18 protein-coding genes are annotated in these 16,322 nt (G+C 66.6%); 12 read left to right on the plus strand and 6 right to left on the minus strand.

Features of this window, described 5'->3' with window-relative positions; genetic code table 11:
• Window positions 1–50 precede the first annotated feature (50 nt).
• The gene (gene dapF / locus ACFE7K_RS05400) at window positions 51–1,004 is read right to left on the minus strand and encodes a diaminopimelate epimerase (protein WP_375397147.1); all 954 of its coding nucleotides are present in this window, start codon (window positions 1,002–1,004) and stop codon (window positions 51–53) included.
• 130 nt (window positions 1,005–1,134) lie between these two features.
• On the opposite strand from dapF, the gene ACFE7K_RS05405 reads away from it, so the two are divergent.
• Window positions 1,135–2,328, plus strand: a complete 1,194-nt coding sequence (locus tag ACFE7K_RS05405) for a kynureninase (protein WP_375397148.1) — start codon at window positions 1,135–1,137, stop codon at window positions 2,326–2,328.
• 12 nt (window positions 2,329–2,340) lie between these two features.
• On the opposite strand, the gene ACFE7K_RS05410 is transcribed toward ACFE7K_RS05405, so the two are convergent.
• The gene (locus tag ACFE7K_RS05410) at window positions 2,341–2,625 is read right to left on the minus strand and encodes a chorismate mutase (protein ID WP_375397149.1); all 285 of its coding nucleotides are present in this window, start codon (window positions 2,623–2,625) and stop codon (window positions 2,341–2,343) included.
• A gap of 100 nt (window positions 2,626–2,725) precedes the next feature.
• Between ACFE7K_RS05410 and ACFE7K_RS05415 the strand changes: the two genes are divergently transcribed.
• Both ACFE7K_RS05415 and ACFE7K_RS05420 read left to right on the plus strand, forming a co-directional pair.
• A complete protein-coding gene (locus tag ACFE7K_RS05415; RefSeq protein WP_375397150.1) occupies window positions 2,726–3,739 on the plus strand; it encodes a polyprenyl synthetase family protein in 1,014 nt (337 codons plus the stop codon).
• 118 nt (window positions 3,740–3,857) lie between these two features.
• Complete coding sequence (locus tag ACFE7K_RS05420; RefSeq protein WP_375397151.1) at window positions 3,858–5,036, plus strand: FAD-dependent oxidoreductase; 1,179 nt, start codon at window positions 3,858–3,860, stop codon at window positions 5,034–5,036.
• Window positions 5,037–5,094: 58 nt separating this feature from the next.
• Here ACFE7K_RS05420 and ACFE7K_RS05425 read toward each other — a convergent pair whose 3' ends face one another.
• A complete protein-coding gene (locus ACFE7K_RS05425; RefSeq protein ID WP_375397152.1) occupies window positions 5,095–5,994 on the minus strand; it encodes a cation diffusion facilitator family transporter in 900 nt (299 codons plus the stop codon).
• 212 nt (window positions 5,995–6,206) lie between these two features.
• Here ACFE7K_RS05425 and ACFE7K_RS05430 point away from each other — a divergent pair, with 212 nt between their 5' ends.
• A complete protein-coding gene (locus tag ACFE7K_RS05430) occupies window positions 6,207–8,234 on the plus strand; it encodes a TonB-dependent receptor (RefSeq protein WP_375397153.1) in 2,028 nt (675 codons plus the stop codon).
• A gap of 52 nt (window positions 8,235–8,286) precedes the next feature.
• Here the strand turns inward: ACFE7K_RS05430 and ACFE7K_RS05435 are convergent, their stop codons facing one another.
• Window positions 8,287–10,242: a M1 family metallopeptidase gene (locus ACFE7K_RS05435; RefSeq protein ID WP_375397154.1), complete on the minus strand. Its 1,956-nt coding sequence runs from the start codon at window positions 10,240–10,242 to the stop codon at window positions 8,287–8,289.
• 293 nt (window positions 10,243–10,535) lie between these two features.
• Here ACFE7K_RS05435 and ACFE7K_RS05440 point away from each other — a divergent pair, with 293 nt between their 5' ends.
• From ACFE7K_RS05440 to ACFE7K_RS05460, 5 genes are read left to right on the plus strand one after another with little or no spacing between them, the layout of a single operon-like run.
• Window positions 10,536–10,865, plus strand: a complete 330-nt coding sequence (locus ACFE7K_RS05440) for a TlpA family protein disulfide reductase (protein ID WP_375397155.1) — start codon at window positions 10,536–10,538, stop codon at window positions 10,863–10,865.
• Window positions 10,853–11,491 carry an ABC transporter ATP-binding protein gene (locus ACFE7K_RS05445; RefSeq protein WP_375397156.1) on the plus strand — a complete coding sequence of 213 codons (639 nt, stop codon included), beginning with the start codon at window positions 10,853–10,855 and terminating at the stop codon, window positions 11,489–11,491. The genes ACFE7K_RS05440 and ACFE7K_RS05445 overlap by 13 nt, the downstream gene beginning before the upstream one ends.
• The gene (locus tag ACFE7K_RS05450) at window positions 11,488–12,720 is read left to right on the plus strand and encodes an ABC transporter permease (RefSeq protein ID WP_375397157.1); all 1,233 of its coding nucleotides are present in this window, start codon (window positions 11,488–11,490) and stop codon (window positions 12,718–12,720) included. The genes ACFE7K_RS05445 and ACFE7K_RS05450 overlap by 4 nt, the downstream gene beginning before the upstream one ends.
• Window positions 12,717–13,205 (plus strand): hypothetical protein, encoded by a 489-nt coding sequence (locus tag ACFE7K_RS05455; protein ID WP_375397158.1) that lies wholly within the window; start codon window positions 12,717–12,719, stop codon window positions 13,203–13,205. The genes ACFE7K_RS05450 and ACFE7K_RS05455 overlap by 4 nt, the downstream gene beginning before the upstream one ends.
• An 11-nt stretch (window positions 13,206–13,216) precedes the next feature.
• Window positions 13,217–13,687: a DUF3299 domain-containing protein gene (locus ACFE7K_RS05460; protein ID WP_375397159.1), complete on the plus strand. Its 471-nt coding sequence runs from the start codon at window positions 13,217–13,219 to the stop codon at window positions 13,685–13,687.
• Window positions 13,688–13,708: 21 nt separating this feature from the next.
• Here ACFE7K_RS05460 and ACFE7K_RS05465 read toward each other — a convergent pair whose 3' ends face one another.
• A complete protein-coding gene (locus ACFE7K_RS05465; protein WP_375397160.1) occupies window positions 13,709–14,107 on the minus strand; it encodes a Fur family transcriptional regulator in 399 nt (132 codons plus the stop codon).
• The gene (locus ACFE7K_RS05470; protein ID WP_375397161.1) at window positions 14,100–14,522 is read right to left on the minus strand and encodes a MerC domain-containing protein; all 423 of its coding nucleotides are present in this window, start codon (window positions 14,520–14,522) and stop codon (window positions 14,100–14,102) included. Before ACFE7K_RS05470 ends, ACFE7K_RS05465 begins: the two co-directional genes overlap by 8 nt.
• Before the next feature lie 117 nt (window positions 14,523–14,639).
• On the opposite strand from ACFE7K_RS05470, the gene ACFE7K_RS05475 reads away from it, so the two are divergent.
• From ACFE7K_RS05475 to ACFE7K_RS05485, 3 genes are all read left to right on the plus strand, one after another.
• Window positions 14,640–15,227, plus strand: a complete 588-nt coding sequence (locus ACFE7K_RS05475) for a DUF1826 domain-containing protein (RefSeq protein WP_375397162.1) — start codon at window positions 14,640–14,642, stop codon at window positions 15,225–15,227.
• 139 nt (window positions 15,228–15,366) lie between these two features.
• Window positions 15,367–15,690 (plus strand): hypothetical protein, encoded by a 324-nt coding sequence (locus ACFE7K_RS05480; RefSeq protein ID WP_375397163.1) that lies wholly within the window; start codon window positions 15,367–15,369, stop codon window positions 15,688–15,690.
• A gap of 92 nt (window positions 15,691–15,782) precedes the next feature.
• Window positions 15,783–16,247 (plus strand): hypothetical protein, encoded by a 465-nt coding sequence (locus ACFE7K_RS05485; RefSeq protein WP_375397164.1) that lies wholly within the window; start codon window positions 15,783–15,785, stop codon window positions 16,245–16,247.
• The last annotated feature ends 75 nt before the right edge of the window (window positions 16,248–16,322 follow it).

Consider the following 16,322-nt stretch of genomic DNA (forward strand, 5'->3'; position numbering starts at 1 on the left):
CCGCACGGCAACCCGCTCTTCCGCGCGTTTCCCGGACAGGTTCAAGAAGATCAGGCGGCGGTCGTCGCCGCCTGATCCGCGACTCGTGCCCAGGCACCGATCTCGTCGCAGAAATGCGTGTCGATCGCCAGGTCATGGGCCAGCCCGGTGGCAAGGTTGACCTCGATCGATCCGCGCCATTCCCATGTTGCATTGCCCGTCAGCCGGATGAACCGGTCGCGCGCCACCCGTGACCCGATCCTGCCGCCGGCATTGAGCACCGTCAGGTCGCGATCGAACCGGGTCCGGCCGGTATGGCATGCCGCCCAGCTCGATACCGCCATCGCGCTGCCGCAGCTGTCGGTCAGCCCGACGCCGCGTTCGAACGTGCGGACGAAGATCGTGTCGGCGCCGCGCATTTCGACGAAGCTGACATTGGCGCGTTCGGGGAGCAGCGGCGGCGCCGCTTCGGCGAACCGGCCGATCGCGCTCAATTCCTCCTCGTCCAGGCGATCGACGAACGCGACCAGATGGGGGTTGGGGATCTTGGCCGCGACAAAGGCGCGCGCCGAGGGCAATCCGGCGATCGGCGCCTCGGCGCCCGGCGCGCGCGCCGCCCGCACCCAGGCGGCGGTGTCGACATCGACCGGCCCGGCGGTTTCGGCGACGGTGAAGACGCCGGGCGCCAGATCGGCGACACGCTCGACCATGACGCTGCTGGCCTTCAGCCGCACTGTGGCGCGGTCGATCCCCAGCGCCGCGAACCCCGCCCGCGCGACGCAGCGCAGCCCGTTGAGGCACGTCTCCGCCTCCGATCCGTCGCTGTTGAACATCGTCATGGCAAAGTCGTGCGCCGCGTCGCCGTCGCCGAGCAGCAACAGGCCGTCGCCGCCGACCGGTCCCGCGCGATCCGCCAGGGCCCGCGCGACGATCGCCCAATCGTCATGGCCCATCGTCGTCCCGCGCGCGTCGATCAACGGAAAGTCGTTCCCCGATCCGTGGCATTTGACCAGATCAACCCGCATCCCCGCGCTGTAGCGCGCGCCGGGCGGCATGCAAATCGACCTGTGGCCCGGCGCTGTTGCGCGCTGCGGTCGCGCGTTCCATGGTCGGTCGGGCATTTTCTGCCAGGACGCCTCGCTTCGGACCATGGCCATGACCGACTTCACCGCGACCGCGGCGCGCTTTTGCCTGCCGCCGGGCATTATCTATCTCGACGGCAATTCGCTGGGCCCGCTGCCGGTCGGCGCGGCGGCGCGGGCGCAGGACGTGATCACGCGCGAATGGGGCGAACAGCTGATCCGCGCGTGGAACGGCGCCGACTGGATCGGCCTGCCGCGCCGGGTCGGCGACCGCATCGCCGCCTTGATCGGCGCGCCGGCCGGCTCCGTCACGACCGGCGACACGCTGTCGATCAAGGTGTTCCAGGCGCTGGCGGCGGCGCTGGCCTTGCGCCCGGATCGTCGGGTGGTGCTGTCCGACACCGGCAATTTCCCGTCCGATCTGTATATCGCGCAAGGGCTGGTCGGCGCGCTCGGTCGTGGCCTCGAATTGCGGCTGGTCGCGCCCGACCAGGTTGCCGGGGCGATCGACGACACGGTCGCGGTGACCTTGCTGACCCAGGTCGACTATCGCACCGGCCGGCTCCACGACATGGCCGCGCTGACCGCGCGGGCCCATGCCGCCGGTGCGGTCGCGATCTGGGACCTCGCTCATTCCGCCGGCGCGCTGCCGGTCGATGTCACCGCCGCCGGCGCCGATTTCGCGGTCGGCTGCACCTACAAATACCTGAACGGCGGCCCCGGCGCCCCCGCCTTCCTTTATCTCGCCGAACGCCATGTCGCGGTTGCCGAGCCGATCCTGGCGGGGTGGATGGGGCATACCGCCCCGTTCGCCTTCGACCTCGACTATCGCCCGCATGGCGGGATCGACCGGATGCGCGTCGGCACGCCGCCGGTATTGGCGTTGGCGGTGCTCGACGCGGCACTTGACGCCTGGGATGGGGTGGACATGACCGACCTCCGCACGGCCTCCATCGGGCTGTCAGAACGCTTCATCGCCGAGGTGGCGGCGCGTTGCCCCGATCTTATCCTCGCGTCGCCGCGCGATCCTGCCGCGCGGGGCAGCCAGGTGTCGTTCCGCCACCCCCAAGCCTATGCGATCATGCAGGCGATGATCGCGCGCGGGGTAATCGGCGATTTCCGCGCCCCCGACCTTATCCGTTTCGGCTTCGCTCCGCTCTATCTCAGCGAGGACCAAATTGTCGCGGCGGCGGCGATCCTGGACGCGGTGATGGCCGGCCGGCTGTATGACGATCCGGGCTATCGCCAGCGGGCGCGGGTGACGTGACCGACAAGGCCGTCACCCTCCGTCGCGTAGCCGCTCGTGGTGGCGGATCACCTCGTCAATGATGAAACGCAGGAACTTCTCGGTGAAATCGGCGTCGAGCCTGGCGTCGCCGGCCAGCGCGCGCAGCCTCGTGATCTGGCGTTCTTCCCGCCAGGGATCGGCCGGCGGTAGGCCAGCCGCGGCCTTGTGGCGGCCGACCGCCTGCGTCACCTTGAACCGTTCGGCGAGCAGATAGACCAGCGCCGCGTCGATATTGTCGATACTGCCGCGGTAGGCCTCCAGCATTTCGTCGCTCATCGCGGTCTCCCCAATCCGCGTCCTTGTGCGCAGCGGGGGCGCGCCACGCAACCCCGCGCCCCTTGCCTTCCGCAGCGCGCTTCGCCACATCGCCCCAAGCATGAGCGCCACCATCCATCGTCTCGACCAGCGCCCCGCGGCCAGCCTCGATCCGATGATGCAGCTGGTTGCCCCCGACATGAACCTGGTCAATGCGGTCATTCTCGACCGCATGCAGTCGGAAATCCCGCTGATCCCCGAACTGGCCGGGCATCTGATCGCCGGCGGGGGCAAACGGATGCGGCCGATGCTGACACTGGCGAGTGCACGGCTGCTTGGTTATTTCGGCAACCGTCACCATCGCCTGGCTGCCGCGGTTGAGTTCATCCACACCGCAACCCTACTCCACGACGACGTCGTCGATGGCAGCGACCTTAGGCGCGGCAAGCGCACCGCCAATTTGATCTGGGGCAATCCGGCTTCGATCCTGGTCGGAGACTTCCTGTTCAGCCGCTCGTTCGAGTTGATGGTCGAGGACGGCAGTCTGAAGGTGTTGAAGATCTTGTCCAACGCCAGCGCGGTGATCGCCGAAGGAGAGGTCAACCAGCTGACCGCGGCGCGGCGCGTCGATCTGGGTGAGGAACGCTATCTCGAAATTATCGGGGCTAAGACCGCCGCCTTGTTCGCCGCGGCTTGCCGCATCGCCGCGGTCGTCGCTGAGCGCCCTGATGCCGAGGAAGCCGCGCTGGATGCGTTCGGTCGCAACCTGGGCGTCGCGTTCCAACTGGTCGATGATGCAATCGATTATGTCTCGGACGCCGGCACGATGGGCAAGGATTCGGGCGACGATTTCCGAGAGGGCAAGGTCACGCTGCCGGTCATCCTCGCTTATGCGCGCGGCAATGAAGAAGATCGCGCCTTCTGGAAGGCGGCGATCGAAGGCCGGCGCAATAGCGACGAAGACTTTGCAAACGCCGTTGCCCTGGTCCGGGGAAGTCGCGCGATTGATGACACAATTGCCCGCGCTCGCCATTACGGCCAGCGCGCGATCGATGCGGTCGCGATGTTCCCCGGCGGCGCGGCCAAGGCGGCGATGACCGAAGCGGTCGAGTTCGCGGTGTCGCGCGCTTATTGACCGGCGCAGGCGCGACCATGCCCGCGCCCATACTCATCGCGCTGCGCGGGCAACGCCGGCAGAGCGGCAGCGCCGTTTCCGTACGAGGGCGGCTTTGCCGATGTCGCGTCCAAGATAGATGACTCGCCCCCTCGATATCGCGATCGCCGGCTGCGGCCCCTGCGGGCTGGCCGCGGCGCTGCTGCTGCATCTTGACGGCCATCGCGTAACCCTATTCGAGCGGTTTCACACACCGCGCCCAGTGGGATCGGGGCTGATGATCCAGCCGACCGGACAAGCGGTGCTGCGGCGGCTGGGCCTGGGGGAGGCGCTGGCGGCGCGCGGCGCGCGGATCGATTGCCTGTTCGGCGCCAATGCCGCTGGGCGCGCCGTGCTCGACGTCCGCTATGCGGCGCTAGGCGACGCGCGGGGCATCGGCATCCACCGCGCCAGCCTGTTCGATCTGCTCCACGCCGCCGTCGCCGGCGAGGGGATTGCCATCGAGGCAGGCCGTATCGTCGTCGCGCTGGTCGACCGGCGGCTGGTCTTCGCCGATGGGCCCAGCAAAGGCCCCTTCGACCTCGTGGTCGATGCCTTAGGCGCGCGTACCACGTTGGCACCGCCGACCGGTCGCGCGCTGGCGTACGGCGCGTTGTGGGCGAGCCTCGACTGGCCGGTGGAGGGGTTTGATGCTCATGCGCTTGAACAACGCTACCGCGCGGCAAGCGCGATGGTCGGGGTAATGCCGATCGGCACGCCGCCGGGTGCGACCCGCCCGCAGGCGGCATTTTTCTGGTCTCTGCGCGCCAAAGCGCTGGCTGGCTGGCACCGCGCCGGACTGCAGGCATGGAAACAACAGGTTGTAACGCTGTGGCCGGCGACCGCGTCGCTGATCGACCAGATCGCCGACCCCGGCCGGTTGACCTTCGCGCGCTACACCCACCGCACGTTGCGTCATCCTGCAGCGCCGGGCTTGATCCACCTGGGCGATGCCTGGCATTCCACCAGCCCCCAGCTTGGCCAGGGCGTCAACATGGCGCTGCTCGACGCCTGGGCGCTGGCCTTCGCGTTGCGCGAGCGTGCGGCGCTGGCCGACGCGCTGGCACTGGCGGCGTCGCTGCGCGGCGATCATGTGGCGCTGTACCAGTGGATGAGCGTGCTGTTCACGCCGGTGTATCAATCGGACAGCCTGGTGCTGCCGTGGCTGCGCGATGCGCTGGTCGCGCGCGTCACGCCGATCCCCCCGGCGCCTCGCATATTGGCGGCCATGGTCGCGGGCGTGATAGGGAGCCCGCTGCGGCGGTTGGGGCTGGCCTGAGCCTCGTCCGACATCAGATTGGATGGCTAAAAAGGGAGGAATAGTTGCTATCGCCCTCTCAGCAATCCTGCGCGCAATCCTCGTGCTCGATCTGCAGCGTCGAATGGCGAATGCCGAACCGTTTGCGCAGCATCTCCTGCGCCGCCGCAAGGAAGCCGGCGTCTGGCTCGGCCGCCATCACCAGATGCGCGGTCAGCACCGTCTCGGTAGTGGACATCGGCCAGATATGCAGATCATGCGTGGCCGTGACGTCGGGCAGCGCGGCCAACGCCGCCGCGACCCGGTCATAGTCGATGCCGCGCGGCACCGCGTCAAGCGACATCTCGACCGTTTCGCGGAGCAGCCCCCAGGTCTGCCAGAAGATCAGCACCACGATCACGATGCTGGTCACGGGGTCGAGCCACGACGCCCCGGTTGCCCAGATCACCAGCCCCGATACCACCACCCCGGCCGAAACCACCGCGTCACCCGCCATGTGCAGGAACGCGGCACGCACGTTCAGGTCGCCCCGGCGTCCATGGGCGAACAGCATTGCGGTGGCGGCGTTGACCGCGATTCCGCCGGCGGCCACCGCCGACACCGCCCATCCGTCGACCGGCGTCGGCACCGCGATCCGATTGCCCGCCTCCAGCAGGATGGCGCCCAGCGCCACCAGCAGCAGTAGCGCGTTGAGCAGCGCGGCCAGGATCGTCGAGCTCTTCAGGCCGTAGGTGAAGCGCTTCGACGGCTCCCGCCGCGCCAGCGCCGCGCCGCCCCACGCCACCAGCAGGCCCAGCACGTCGCCCAGATTGTGGCCGGCATCGGCGAGCAGTGCGACCGAATGGACGATCAGCCCGGCGATTGCCTCGCCGATTACATAGGCAAGGTTCAGCCCGACGCCGATGGCAAACGCCTGGTCGAACGTGACCGGCGCGTGGCTGTGACCTGCATGGTCTTGATGGTCGTGGGGCGCGTGCATCGGGACTCGCGCGGTAGCATTGCGCGCCCGTGAGATACTAGGACGGTCGAGACCGGAAGCAGGGCGCTGCGATGAGGCAGCGCCACGATAACATGCGACGTGCTACGGCGACAAAACTCTTGATATGATACATCATCAGGAATAGCGGCCACTCGAGGCTCGGGTGAGATGTTACATCATCCAAAGAGCCGAGCGGTCTCAGGGAGTTTTCGATGAACAAGATGTCGCTTGCCGCCGGTGTCGCGCTGGCCGTGCTAGCCTGGCCGGCCCTGGCGCAAACCGCGCCGTCCGATACGCCCAGCAAGGCCGATACGCCCGGGAGGTCCGGTCCGGATCGCGGTGACATCGTCGTCACGGCGGCTCCCTTCGCGACCGAAAGCGACAACACGCCGGCCATCGTCGCGACGGTCGATCGCAAGGAGATCCGCAACAATGGCGGGTCGAGCATCGCCGACTCGCTCGCCGACGTCCCGGGTATATCGGGAACCGGCTTTGCCCCAGGCGCCAGCCGCCCGGTCATTCGCGGCATGGATGCCAGCCGCGTTCGAATTGTCGAAAACGGCAGCAGCAGCTCCGACGTTTCCGACATCGGACCCGATCACGGCATCCCGATCGATCCTCTCGCGGCCCGCCGGATCGAGGTCGTGCGCGGCGCCGCGACCTTGCGCTATGGCGGCCAGGCGATCGGTGGCGTGGTCAACGTCATCAACGATCGCGTGCCGACGTCGCTGCCGGCCAACCCGTTTTCGGGCGAGCTCAACGGCAGCTATGGGACGGTCGCCAACACCGCCGAGGGATCGGCGCTGGCCGATCTCCGGTCGGGCGACTTCGCGTTCCATGTCGACGGCTTTTACCGTCACACCGACGATTACGACACCCCGCTCGGTACGCAGGCCAATTCGTTCTTCCGTGGCTATGGCGGGTCGCTGGGCGGCTCGTATTTTTTCGGCTCGGGCAACAGCCGGATCGGCGGCGCGATCCAGCAATATAATGCCAAATACGGCATCCCAAGCGACGACACTTATATTGACCTGAAGCAAACCAAAGTGTTGGGGCGCTCGTCTTTCGACCTTGGGTCGGGGGCGGTCAGGACGCTGAACATCGACGCCAGCTATGCCGACTACAAGCATAGCGAGGACGAGCCCGACGGGACTATTCTGTCGACCTTCCTCAACAAGGAATTTGACGGCCGCGCGGAGCTGTTATTTGCCCCGACCCGCTTCCTGAGCAACTCGGCGATCGGCATTGAGATCCAGCGCCGGCGTTTCTCGGCGCTCGGCGAGGACAGCTCCTACCTGTTCCCTACGTTGACGCAGACCGAGGCCGGCTATGCATTCGCCGAAGTCCGGGCAACGCCCGCCTTGCTGTTCCAGGCGAGCGGTCGCGTCGAACAGGTCCATGTCGAGGGAACACCCGTATCGGACGTGTTCACCAGGATCGGTTTCACTCCCGTCAGTGGCGCGCTGGGCGCGCTGCTTGACGTCGGCGGCGGGCTAAAGCTCGGGCTGAACTTCTCCAGCACGGGACGCGCGCCCGCAATCACCGAATTGTTCGCACGTGGGGGGCATGACGGCCCTCAAACCTATGAAACCGGCGATCCGGCCCTGCGCATGGAACGCGCCAATTCGATCGAGGGAACGGTGCGGTTCAACAGCGGCGCGTTTCGCTTCGAGGGCAGCGCGTACCACACTTGGTTCAGGAACTATATCTACGGCGATCTGACCGGTCGCACCTGCGATGACGACGGCAATTGCACGGTCGGGTTCGACAATGAGTTGAAGGAACTCAATTACCGGCAGCAGGGCGCGCGCTTCTGGGGCCTCGAAGGACAGGCGACATACAAATTCTACACCTCCGGCTCCGGATCCCTGGAGGTCAAGGTCCTGGCCGACTATACCCGCGCCAAGCTGGATGACGGGAACAACGTTCCGCGCATCCCGCCCTACCGGGTTGGCGGCGGGCTGAGCTGGGAAAGCACGATGTTCGATGCCGGGGTGCTGTTCATCCATTCGGGGCGCCAGGACAAGTTCGGTATCTTCGACACCCCCACGCCCGGATACGACCAGTTGAAGGCGCAGGCGTCGTTGCGTCCGTTCACCACCTATCCCGGTATCGAGTTCGCGATCGTCGGCCAGAACCTGACCGATGACGTGCAACGCGATGCCGCGGCGCTGAACAAGGATCAGGTGGTCAGGCCGGGCCGCGACATCCGGTTCATCGTACGGGTCGCGACGTTCTGATAAGGGGGCACCGTCGTGGACCCGTCTTGCGACGGCGACAGCGTTCACGCCGTCAGGATCGCGCCGGCATCGCCACGTTGTTGCGGCGGTCGCGGTCCGGCAGCTTGTGGTCGGGATCGAGTTCGGCGCGCACGATCCTTCCCCCCGGCGCCGCGATCACCGTCGAGGGCTGCCGAATCCAAGTTTCGGCGGGCAGCCGCATCTCGATGACACGCCCGTCGGCATAGGTCAGCCGCAGGGTTGCCGGCATGATCAGCTTGTCGCGCGCCTCAATTTGTATCCTCACGCCCTTGGCGGCACTCCCGTCGACATAGGACAGGCCGCCGATCGCCAGATCGAGCTGCCAATTGTTCACGTACCATCCGCGCCACCACCAGGACAGATCCTCGCCCGCGCCATCCTCCATGGCGCGGAAGAAATCGGCCGGCTTGGGATGTTTGAACGCCCAGGCGGCAATGAATCGGCGAAAGGCCGCATCGAAGCGTTCGGGCCCGAGAATTTCCTCGCGCAGCAGCTTCAACCCCAGCGCCGATTTGAAATACGTCACCGGATGCCGGTACTTCTCGATGACGGTATCTGCGCGGCTGAGGATCGGCGGTGCATCGGGGTCGGCCAGGATGGGCAGGATCTCGTCCACCGGATTGCCGCCCCCGGGCGCAAATTCGGAATCACGCTTTGGGGCATATTCGCCCTTGTTGAACTCGTCCGACTCATAGGTGTCGATGAAGGTATTGAAGCCTTCATCCATCCACGCGTCGCGGCGCTCGTCGAACCCAACGACCATCGGAAACCAGCTATGGCCGATCTCGTGCGCGCTGATCCAGAACAGCTGTTTGCCGGCATCGTCGATCCCGTCGAACACGATGCCGGGATATTCCATGCCAGTCGCGGGTCCGGCGATATTTATCGCGGCAGGCCACGGATAGGAATACCAACGCCGGGAAAAACGCTCGACCGCATCCTTCATATACTCGGTCGAGCGTCCCCATTTGCTCACCCCCTGGCTCTCCGCCGGATAGAAGGACATCGCCAGGGACGACCTGCCGTCGGGCAGATTGATGCGCGCCGCGTCCCACGCGAACATTGCCGACGCGCTCCAGGCGACGTCGCGCGTGTTCTTCATGCGGAAATGCCACGTCAGCATGCCGCCGCGCTTCGGACGGGTCGCGGGGTCGGCGATCTCGTCAGGCGCGCGGATCATCACCGTCGCGTCGCTCGTTCGCGCCTTGGCAAGACGCGCGATCTGGGTCGCGGTCAGGACCTCCTGCGGGTTCACCAGTTCGCCCGACCCGGCGACGATCAGCTCGGCAGGGAGGGTTATCGAATAATCGAAATCACCATATTCGAGGTAAAACTCCTGCCCCAAATAGGGGAGTGTGTCCCACCCCCTGATGTCGTCGTAGACCGCCATCCGCGGATACCATTGCGCGAGATCGTAGATCTCGCCATCGCGGGAGCGCCCCCAGGCGGTGCGACCGCCGAACTCGCCCGGTACGGTATAGCGATAGCGGATCGTCACGATCGCGGTGGCATGCGCCGGAAGCGCGGCGGGTAACGGTAGCCTGGCGCGCGTGTCGCTGATGATCGGCGTCACCGCCACTGGCTTGCCGGCGACCGCCACCGTCACCGTTTCGAGCGTCATGCCATCGGTGTTGCCGCGCGGCGTGCCGCCGCGCGACATCGCGCTTCTTGATCCCGGGCGATAGATGTTCTGGTCAAGCTGCAGCCACAACGTGTCGAGCGCGTCGGGGCTGTTGTTGCGATAGGTGATGACGGTCGTGCTGGCGATCGTCTTGGTCGCGGGATCGAGCGTCGCCCGGATCGTATAATCGGCGCGGTTCTGCCAGTAATCGGGACCAGGCAGCCCGTTTGACGACCGATAGCCGTTGACTGCCTGACCCATGTCGAACGGGGCGAAGGTCTCGCGCGGTTGGTAGAGGCTGTCGCTCGTGCCGACGATGAGCATCGCCCCGGCGCCGACCAACGCCGCCCGCATGATATTGTACATGGCACGATTATCCTGGATTGAACGGGCCGACGCAACCGGTCTCGTAGCAGCGAGAAATCGGCACCATTGATCGATGAGGCGGGCGGTCCGGTTCGTTGGATGGTCGATAAGTAGTTTGCATGTTTGCGGGATGATATAGTATTACGCAAGTCATGGATACGTCCGGACCTTCCCGGTTGCCGACAATGGCCGTCGCCCTGGCGCTGGTCGGTGCTGCGGCGCCGTCTGCGCCAGTCGCCCATGCCATCGCTCTGGATGGATCCGGCAAGGCGTTTCCACGTCCATCGATAACGATGCTGTGGGGAACGTGGTGTGCATCCTGTGCGGCCGAGATCAAGCGGGTGCCTGCCTTGGCGGGCATTGCGCGGCCGCTGCCCTTCGTCACCCTGGCGATCGACCCCGCCCACAAGGCGCGGACGGCGCTGGTGAAATCCGGCTCGCCGATCGGCGATGCCTATGCCGACGACCGACCGCCGGCCGAGGTGCTCGCCGACTGGGGCGGCAAGGGCGCGATCCTGCCGCTGGCGGTCGCGATTGATCGGCAGGGCCGCGTCTGCGGTCGCAAGCGCGGACTGCTCGGGACCGATCAGGTCAGGCAATGGGCGCGGCAATGCTCAAGGTAAGCAATCTCCTGGCGGGCTATGGCGCCAGGCCGCTGGCGCGGCTGTCGGACCTGACGGTCGGCGACGGCGAGGCGGCCGTGCTGACCGGCCCCTCGGGATCGGGCAAGACCACGCTGCTGCTGGCCATCGCCGGCATGGCCGATCGGCTCGATGGTACGATCGAGATCAACGACACTGAGGTCGGCCGCCTGGGACCGCGCGCCCGTGACCGGCATCGCGGCCGTCACATCGGCATGGTCTTCCAGGACCTCCACCTCGTGCCGGGGCTCAGCGCGCTGGATAACCTCCTGCTCGCCCCCTATGCCAGCGGGGCGGTACGCGATCGTGACCGGGCGATCGCGCTGCTCGATCGGCTCGGGCTGGCCACCCGCCGGCAGGCCCGCGCCGAAACGCTGAGCCGGGGCGAGGCGCAACGCACGGCGATCGCGCGCGCGGCGTTGCTGCGCCCCTCGCTGATCCTGGCCGACGAACCGACCGCCAGCCTGGACGACGATGCATGCATCGTCGTGCTCGACCTCCTGCTCGAAGCTACACGCGACAGCGGCGCGGCATTGCTGATCGCGACCCATGACGGCCGGGTCAAGCAACGCGTCGCCAATGTCGCCGTCGCGGAGGCCATGGGATGATGGCGGTCAAGCTGATCTGGGCATCGATTCGGCGAAAGCCGCTGGGCTGGGCATTTCATATCCTGTCGCTGGCGCTCGGGGTTGCGGTCGTGGTCGCGTTGCTGGCGATCGACAGCGGGCTCGACCGGCGGTTCGAGCGCGATCTCGGCGGCATCGACCTGGTGGTCAGCGGCAAGGGCAGCCCGCTGCAGATCATCCTCTCCTCGGTGTTTCAGATCGATCAGCCGACCGGCAACATTCCGATTGAGATATTGCAGCGGCTGAAACGCAACATGCTGATCAAGGACGCGGTGCCGATCTCGCTCGGCGACAACCTTGCCGGTTACCGGATCGTCGGCACCAGCCCGGACTATGCGCATCTGTATGACGCGCGCCTGGTCGGCGGCCGCTGGTGGACGCAACCGCTGGAGGCCGTTCTCGGCGCGGAAGTGGCGCGCGACCGGAAGCTCAAGATGGGCGATACGTTCGTCGGCGAACACGGCCTGATGCCGGGGGGCGAACGGCATGTCGCCACGCCCTATCGCGTGGTCGGCATCCTCGCCCCGACCGGCGCCGTCATCGATCGCCTGGCGCTGACCGACATCAGCAGCGTTTGGAAGGTGCACGAGCGGGAGAATGCCGAACATGACGCCGCGCTTGCTGCCGAAACGGTAACCAGCGAAGCGCCCGACACCTATCCGTCGGTGGGTCGGGAAGTCACCGCGATCCTGGTCCGCTACCGCTCGGCGATGGGTGCGCTGATGGTTCCGCGCCTGCTCAAGGCGACACCGAACGTCCAGACCGCCATCCCGGCGATGGAATTGATCCGGCTCAACAAGCTGCTCGGCACCGGCACCGACGTGTTGCGGGGATTCGGCATCGGCCTGCTCGCACTGTCGGCGCTCGGCTTCTTCGTCGCGCTGCTGACCGCGGTCCAGGAGCGCCAGCGGGAGCTGGCGCTGCTTCGCGTGCTGGGCGGGGGGCGCACGTTGTTGCTGCGGCTGGTGCTGCTCGAAGCATTGCTGCTGGGGCTGATCGGCGGCCTGCTGGGCCTGGCGCTCGGCCGTGTCGCGGCGGTCATCGCGGCGCATGCCGTCGCGGTCGGCGGCGGACCGGTGCTCGCGCTGCCGTCGCCGGGCATTGCCGACCTGGCTATCGTCGCGGCGGCCATGCTGCTCGCCCTTGTCGCCGCCGCCGTGCCGGCGCTGACGGCCTATCGTCTTCGTCCGGCCCAGGTATTGCGCTCATGAACAGCCGATCGATCATCGCCGCGCTCGCATTGTCCTGTCTGTTGCCGACTACCATCGCGCAAGGGCAATTCTATCCCGGCGGCGCGCCCAAATGGGGCCCGAACGGCAACGGCACGCTCGACCACGAAGACGATCTGCGCTGGGTAATCCTGCATGACGTTCAGGTCACGGCGGATGAAGCCAGGGGCGTCTATACCGCCAAGTTCAGCAGGAACATGGCGGACATGGAGGGGCGCCCGTTCACGATCATCGGCTATATGCTGACGATCGAGCCCAATACGCGCTCCGCGCATTTCGTGATCACGCGGCGCAGCAGCGGCTGTCCCTTCTGCCCGCCCAATGAACCCACCGAGGCGATCGAGGTCTTCGCGACCAGGCCGATCGACTATACCCAGGCACCGATCGCGCTGAAAGGGACGCTGCATCTCGTGCGCAGCAGCGCGCAGGGACTTTTCTATCGCATGGACCAGGCGGTCGTCATTTGAGGAGAAGGGTGATGAGGGGCAAGCGGGCAGCGATCGCGATGGCACTTGCATTGGCGAGCGGCGCGGAGGCGCTGGCACAACAGGCGCCCGGCGAACGCCAGGCGCAGGCGCGATTACCGCAGGGGCGCTCGCCCTTGTGGGGCGTGCTGCGGACGACCCGGATCAACGTCGACGAGGCGCGCGGGATCTTCACCGCCTCGCATCCGGCCGCCGTCAAGGCGCTGGTCGGCAAGCGGGTGACGCTGGCCGGCTTTGTGATGCCGCTCGATTCAGCGACGCGCGGGACCCATTTTCTCTTGTCGAAATATACGCCGGTCTGCGCCTTCTGCCCCCCCGGCGAACCCAATGAGGTGGTCGAGGTGCATACCGTCCGGCCGCTCGTCTTCAACGCGAAGCTGGTGAACGTGACGGGAACCTTCGGGCTGGAAAATAATGGGGAGAACGGCCTGTTCTTCCAGATGGCGTCGGCGACAGTGCAGTGACAGCCCGAGGGCTGGCCGATCCTATTGCCTGTCGGCAATCCCGCACTGGCCGCATAGGCCCGTCGATTCCACCACGAGCCGGCCGGGAATCAGGCCGGCGTGCCGCGCCAGCGTCGCTAGGTCCCTGAACAGATCCGGCGCGGCAACCCGCGCCACCTTGCCGCAGCCATCGCAGACCAGGTTGATCGTCTGCCCCGGCTGGCCCGCCACATATCCGTTGACCAGTTCCACGCGATGGATCAACCGGTCGTCGCACAGGCGGGCCAGCGCGCGAAACGCCTGGCTCGGGCAAATGCGCTCGCCCAATGCGGCAAGCTCCTGGACGATCGCATTTGCCGACAAGGGAAGGCCGGTGCGGCCGAGCAGGCCGAGGATCGACCGGTTGATGGCGCCGGCCTTTCGCCGCCGGGTTTCAGCCATGGCCGTGATGCGCATGGCGCAGGCGCCAATTGGTCAGGTGCGCGGTGGCGAGCAGCAGGCTGCCCACGACGGTCACCGGCGTATCCCACCAGGTCGCGGCGAACACAACCGCGCCCGCCGCCAGCATGGCGAGCCCCGCCGCGCCGAGCACCGCCGGATACGTGGTGCCGTGACGCAGGCGCCCGCTGTACAGCGCAATAGCGGAGGAGGGCAGCGCGAGGGCCAGGATCCAGAGGTGAAAGCTTTCCGGTATGGCAAGCACGCTGGCGATCGTGGGCAGCGCCGCAAGAATGAGCGGCAACGCAAGGCAATGGATCAGGCAAAGCGCCGAAGCGCCCAAGGCCGCACGCTCGACCCAGTCCTCGCCCTGGCCGTTCAATACGATGCCCGCAGATTCGTTGTTGTTGCTATTCATCAAGCGGGCAATGATACAACATATCATATTTCGCAAGGAGAATGCGATGAGTACATCAGAAACCTTCGGCGATGGCTCGCCCGATCCGTTCCATGTCGAGGGCATGGAGGTCGCGGCATGACCGCGACGGCGGTTGATGGGGAGTTGGTCGCGTCAAGCGGCAACAGCGCCGTCCTGGATGAAATTCGGTATCCTGGCGTCTTGCTTGCGATCTGGCTGCGCGCCGCGCCGGTATCGTTGTCCCTCGCGGACGCCGGTTCGTTCGAGGCAATCAGTTTCGAGTGCCCGCCCGCCGCGGTCGGTACATTCCTGCTCGCCGCTCTCGAGCCGACGGGTCATGCCGCGTGGCACGACGCCATTGCCGCCGATGCCGCGCAGCTGGCGATCCGCCTCGCGGCGACCATCTACGTGGATCAGGTGGAGGTCAGGCTCGAGCCGGTCTCGACCGACGGGTGCTGGAAGTTCCATAGCGACTATGTGACCGCCCGGCTGCTTACCACGTATTTCGGCCCGGGAACGCAATGGACGAGGGCTGACGAGGAGCATGCGATCTTGCGTCAATTGAACACCGGCGACGTGGCCGTTTTCAAGGGACGCGTGGTCGATCCGGATGCCGGAATTCTGCATCGCTCGCCGCCGATCAGCCAGACGGGCGACCGAAGGATATTGCTGGTCATCGGTCCGACGAGGACGATCATGCCCTGAACTGGCGCCGCGCTCGTCCCGCCCCTGCCGGGGAACCTTCCGCGACGGTGATGCGCTGATACTTCAATGCCACCCGGGTTCCGGCCGTCCATCGGGTATGTCGGCAGATGGCGGCGCGGCCATTCCGTAAAGGCAAATCATGGGTATCATGCTGACCGCGACCTTCGGCACGCGCCGTGAGGCAGAAATGACCGTCGAGCGCCTGGTGCAGGAGTTCGACGTGGATCGCACGGCGATTTCGATCGGCACCGAGGGCGATGCGAACAGCGTCGGCGAAGAATCCGCGGGGGCTGACGCCGAAACGAACCGGGGCGGATCGGATGACCGCGGCGACCCGGCATTGCACGGTGCGATCATCGTCACGGCTGAAGTTGCCGACGAGACGGCGGCCGAAAAGGTCCGCGACGCCTTTGGTGAATTTGACGCCGAGGGAGTCGTCGAAACGATCGACTTCGAGCGCTGAGGCCATCGATCTCAGCGTTGATGGCCAATCCCCGACAGGATCGTCACCCCATCCGATGCTGATAATGGTCATCGGATCGGCCAAGTGCGCGGATGACGTGGCGCAAGCCCGATCGGCGGGTGACAATGGACAAGGGGGCGGCTAACCGGGCGCGGATGGGATCATTCCGGCGCCTGGTTCGTGGCAACCTTCTGGTCGCTTGGCTCCTGGTCTTGCTGGGGCTGGCGATGAAGCTGGTCGTGCCGTTCGGCTATATGCCGGTCTTCTCGGCTTCGGGCATTACGATCACCGTGTGCAACGGCATGACGCCGACCACGATGACGATGCCGGGCATGGACCATGGCGCAAAGGGCAGCCACGACGCGCCGGCCAAATCCGACGCGCCTTGCGCCTTTGCCGGCCTGGGCGCGCCCGGCCTTGGCGGCGCCGATATCGTCCAGCTCGCCATCGCGCTGGCGGTGATCGTCGCCGCCGGGGTGATGGTGGCGGCCGTGCTGCGCGTGGTCCTGCGCGCCCGTTTGCGCCCGCCGCTGCGCGGACCGCCCGTCCGCGGCTGACGGGATGCCGTTCTGGGCAGAGCCGATGCCGACCCTGGCCGCTTCATCGGACAGCGCACGTATATAGCGCCGGCG

The sequence above is a fragment of the uncultured Sphingomonas sp. genome, assembly GCF_964244265.1.
GTDB lineage: Bacteria > Pseudomonadota > Alphaproteobacteria > Sphingomonadales > Sphingomonadaceae > Sphingomonas.

Coding starts and splice junctions, on each gene's coding strand:
- ACFE7K_RS05445 (WP_375397156.1), top strand. CDS start 10,853: ATGCTCAAGGTAAGCAATCTCCTGGCGGGCTATGGCGCCAGGCCGCTG.
- ACFE7K_RS05425 (WP_375397152.1), bottom strand. CDS start 5,994: ATGCACGCGCCCCACGACCATCAAGACCATGCAGGTCACAGCCACGCG.
- ACFE7K_RS05480 (WP_375397163.1), top strand. CDS start 15,367: ATGGGTATCATGCTGACCGCGACCTTCGGCACGCGCCGTGAGGCAGAA.
- dapF (WP_375397147.1), bottom strand. CDS start 1,004: ATGCGGGTTGATCTGGTCAAATGCCACGGATCGGGGAACGACTTTCCG.
- ACFE7K_RS05465 (WP_375397160.1), bottom strand. CDS start 14,107: ATGGCTGAAACCCGGCGGCGAAAGGCCGGCGCCATCAACCGGTCGATC.
- ACFE7K_RS05420 (WP_375397151.1), top strand. CDS start 3,858: ATGACTCGCCCCCTCGATATCGCGATCGCCGGCTGCGGCCCCTGCGGG.
- ACFE7K_RS05410 (WP_375397149.1), bottom strand. CDS start 2,625: ATGAGCGACGAAATGCTGGAGGCCTACCGCGGCAGTATCGACAATATC.
- ACFE7K_RS05455 (WP_375397158.1), top strand. CDS start 12,717: ATGAACAGCCGATCGATCATCGCCGCGCTCGCATTGTCCTGTCTGTTG.
- ACFE7K_RS05460 (WP_375397159.1), top strand. CDS start 13,217: ATGAGGGGCAAGCGGGCAGCGATCGCGATGGCACTTGCATTGGCGAGC.
- ACFE7K_RS05485 (WP_375397164.1), top strand. CDS start 15,783: ATGACGTGGCGCAAGCCCGATCGGCGGGTGACAATGGACAAGGGGGCG.
- ACFE7K_RS05430 (WP_375397153.1), top strand. CDS start 6,207: ATGAACAAGATGTCGCTTGCCGCCGGTGTCGCGCTGGCCGTGCTAGCC.
- ACFE7K_RS05435 (WP_375397154.1), bottom strand. CDS start 10,242: ATGTACAATATCATGCGGGCGGCGTTGGTCGGCGCCGGGGCGATGCTC.
- ACFE7K_RS05470 (WP_375397161.1), bottom strand. CDS start 14,522: ATGAATAGCAACAACAACGAATCTGCGGGCATCGTATTGAACGGCCAG.
- ACFE7K_RS05440 (WP_375397155.1), top strand. CDS start 10,536: ATGCTGTGGGGAACGTGGTGTGCATCCTGTGCGGCCGAGATCAAGCGG.
- ACFE7K_RS05475 (WP_375397162.1), top strand. CDS start 14,640: ATGACCGCGACGGCGGTTGATGGGGAGTTGGTCGCGTCAAGCGGCAAC.
- ACFE7K_RS05405 (WP_375397148.1), top strand. CDS start 1,135: ATGACCGACTTCACCGCGACCGCGGCGCGCTTTTGCCTGCCGCCGGGC.
- ACFE7K_RS05415 (WP_375397150.1), top strand. CDS start 2,726: ATGAGCGCCACCATCCATCGTCTCGACCAGCGCCCCGCGGCCAGCCTC.
- ACFE7K_RS05450 (WP_375397157.1), top strand. CDS start 11,488: ATGATGGCGGTCAAGCTGATCTGGGCATCGATTCGGCGAAAGCCGCTG.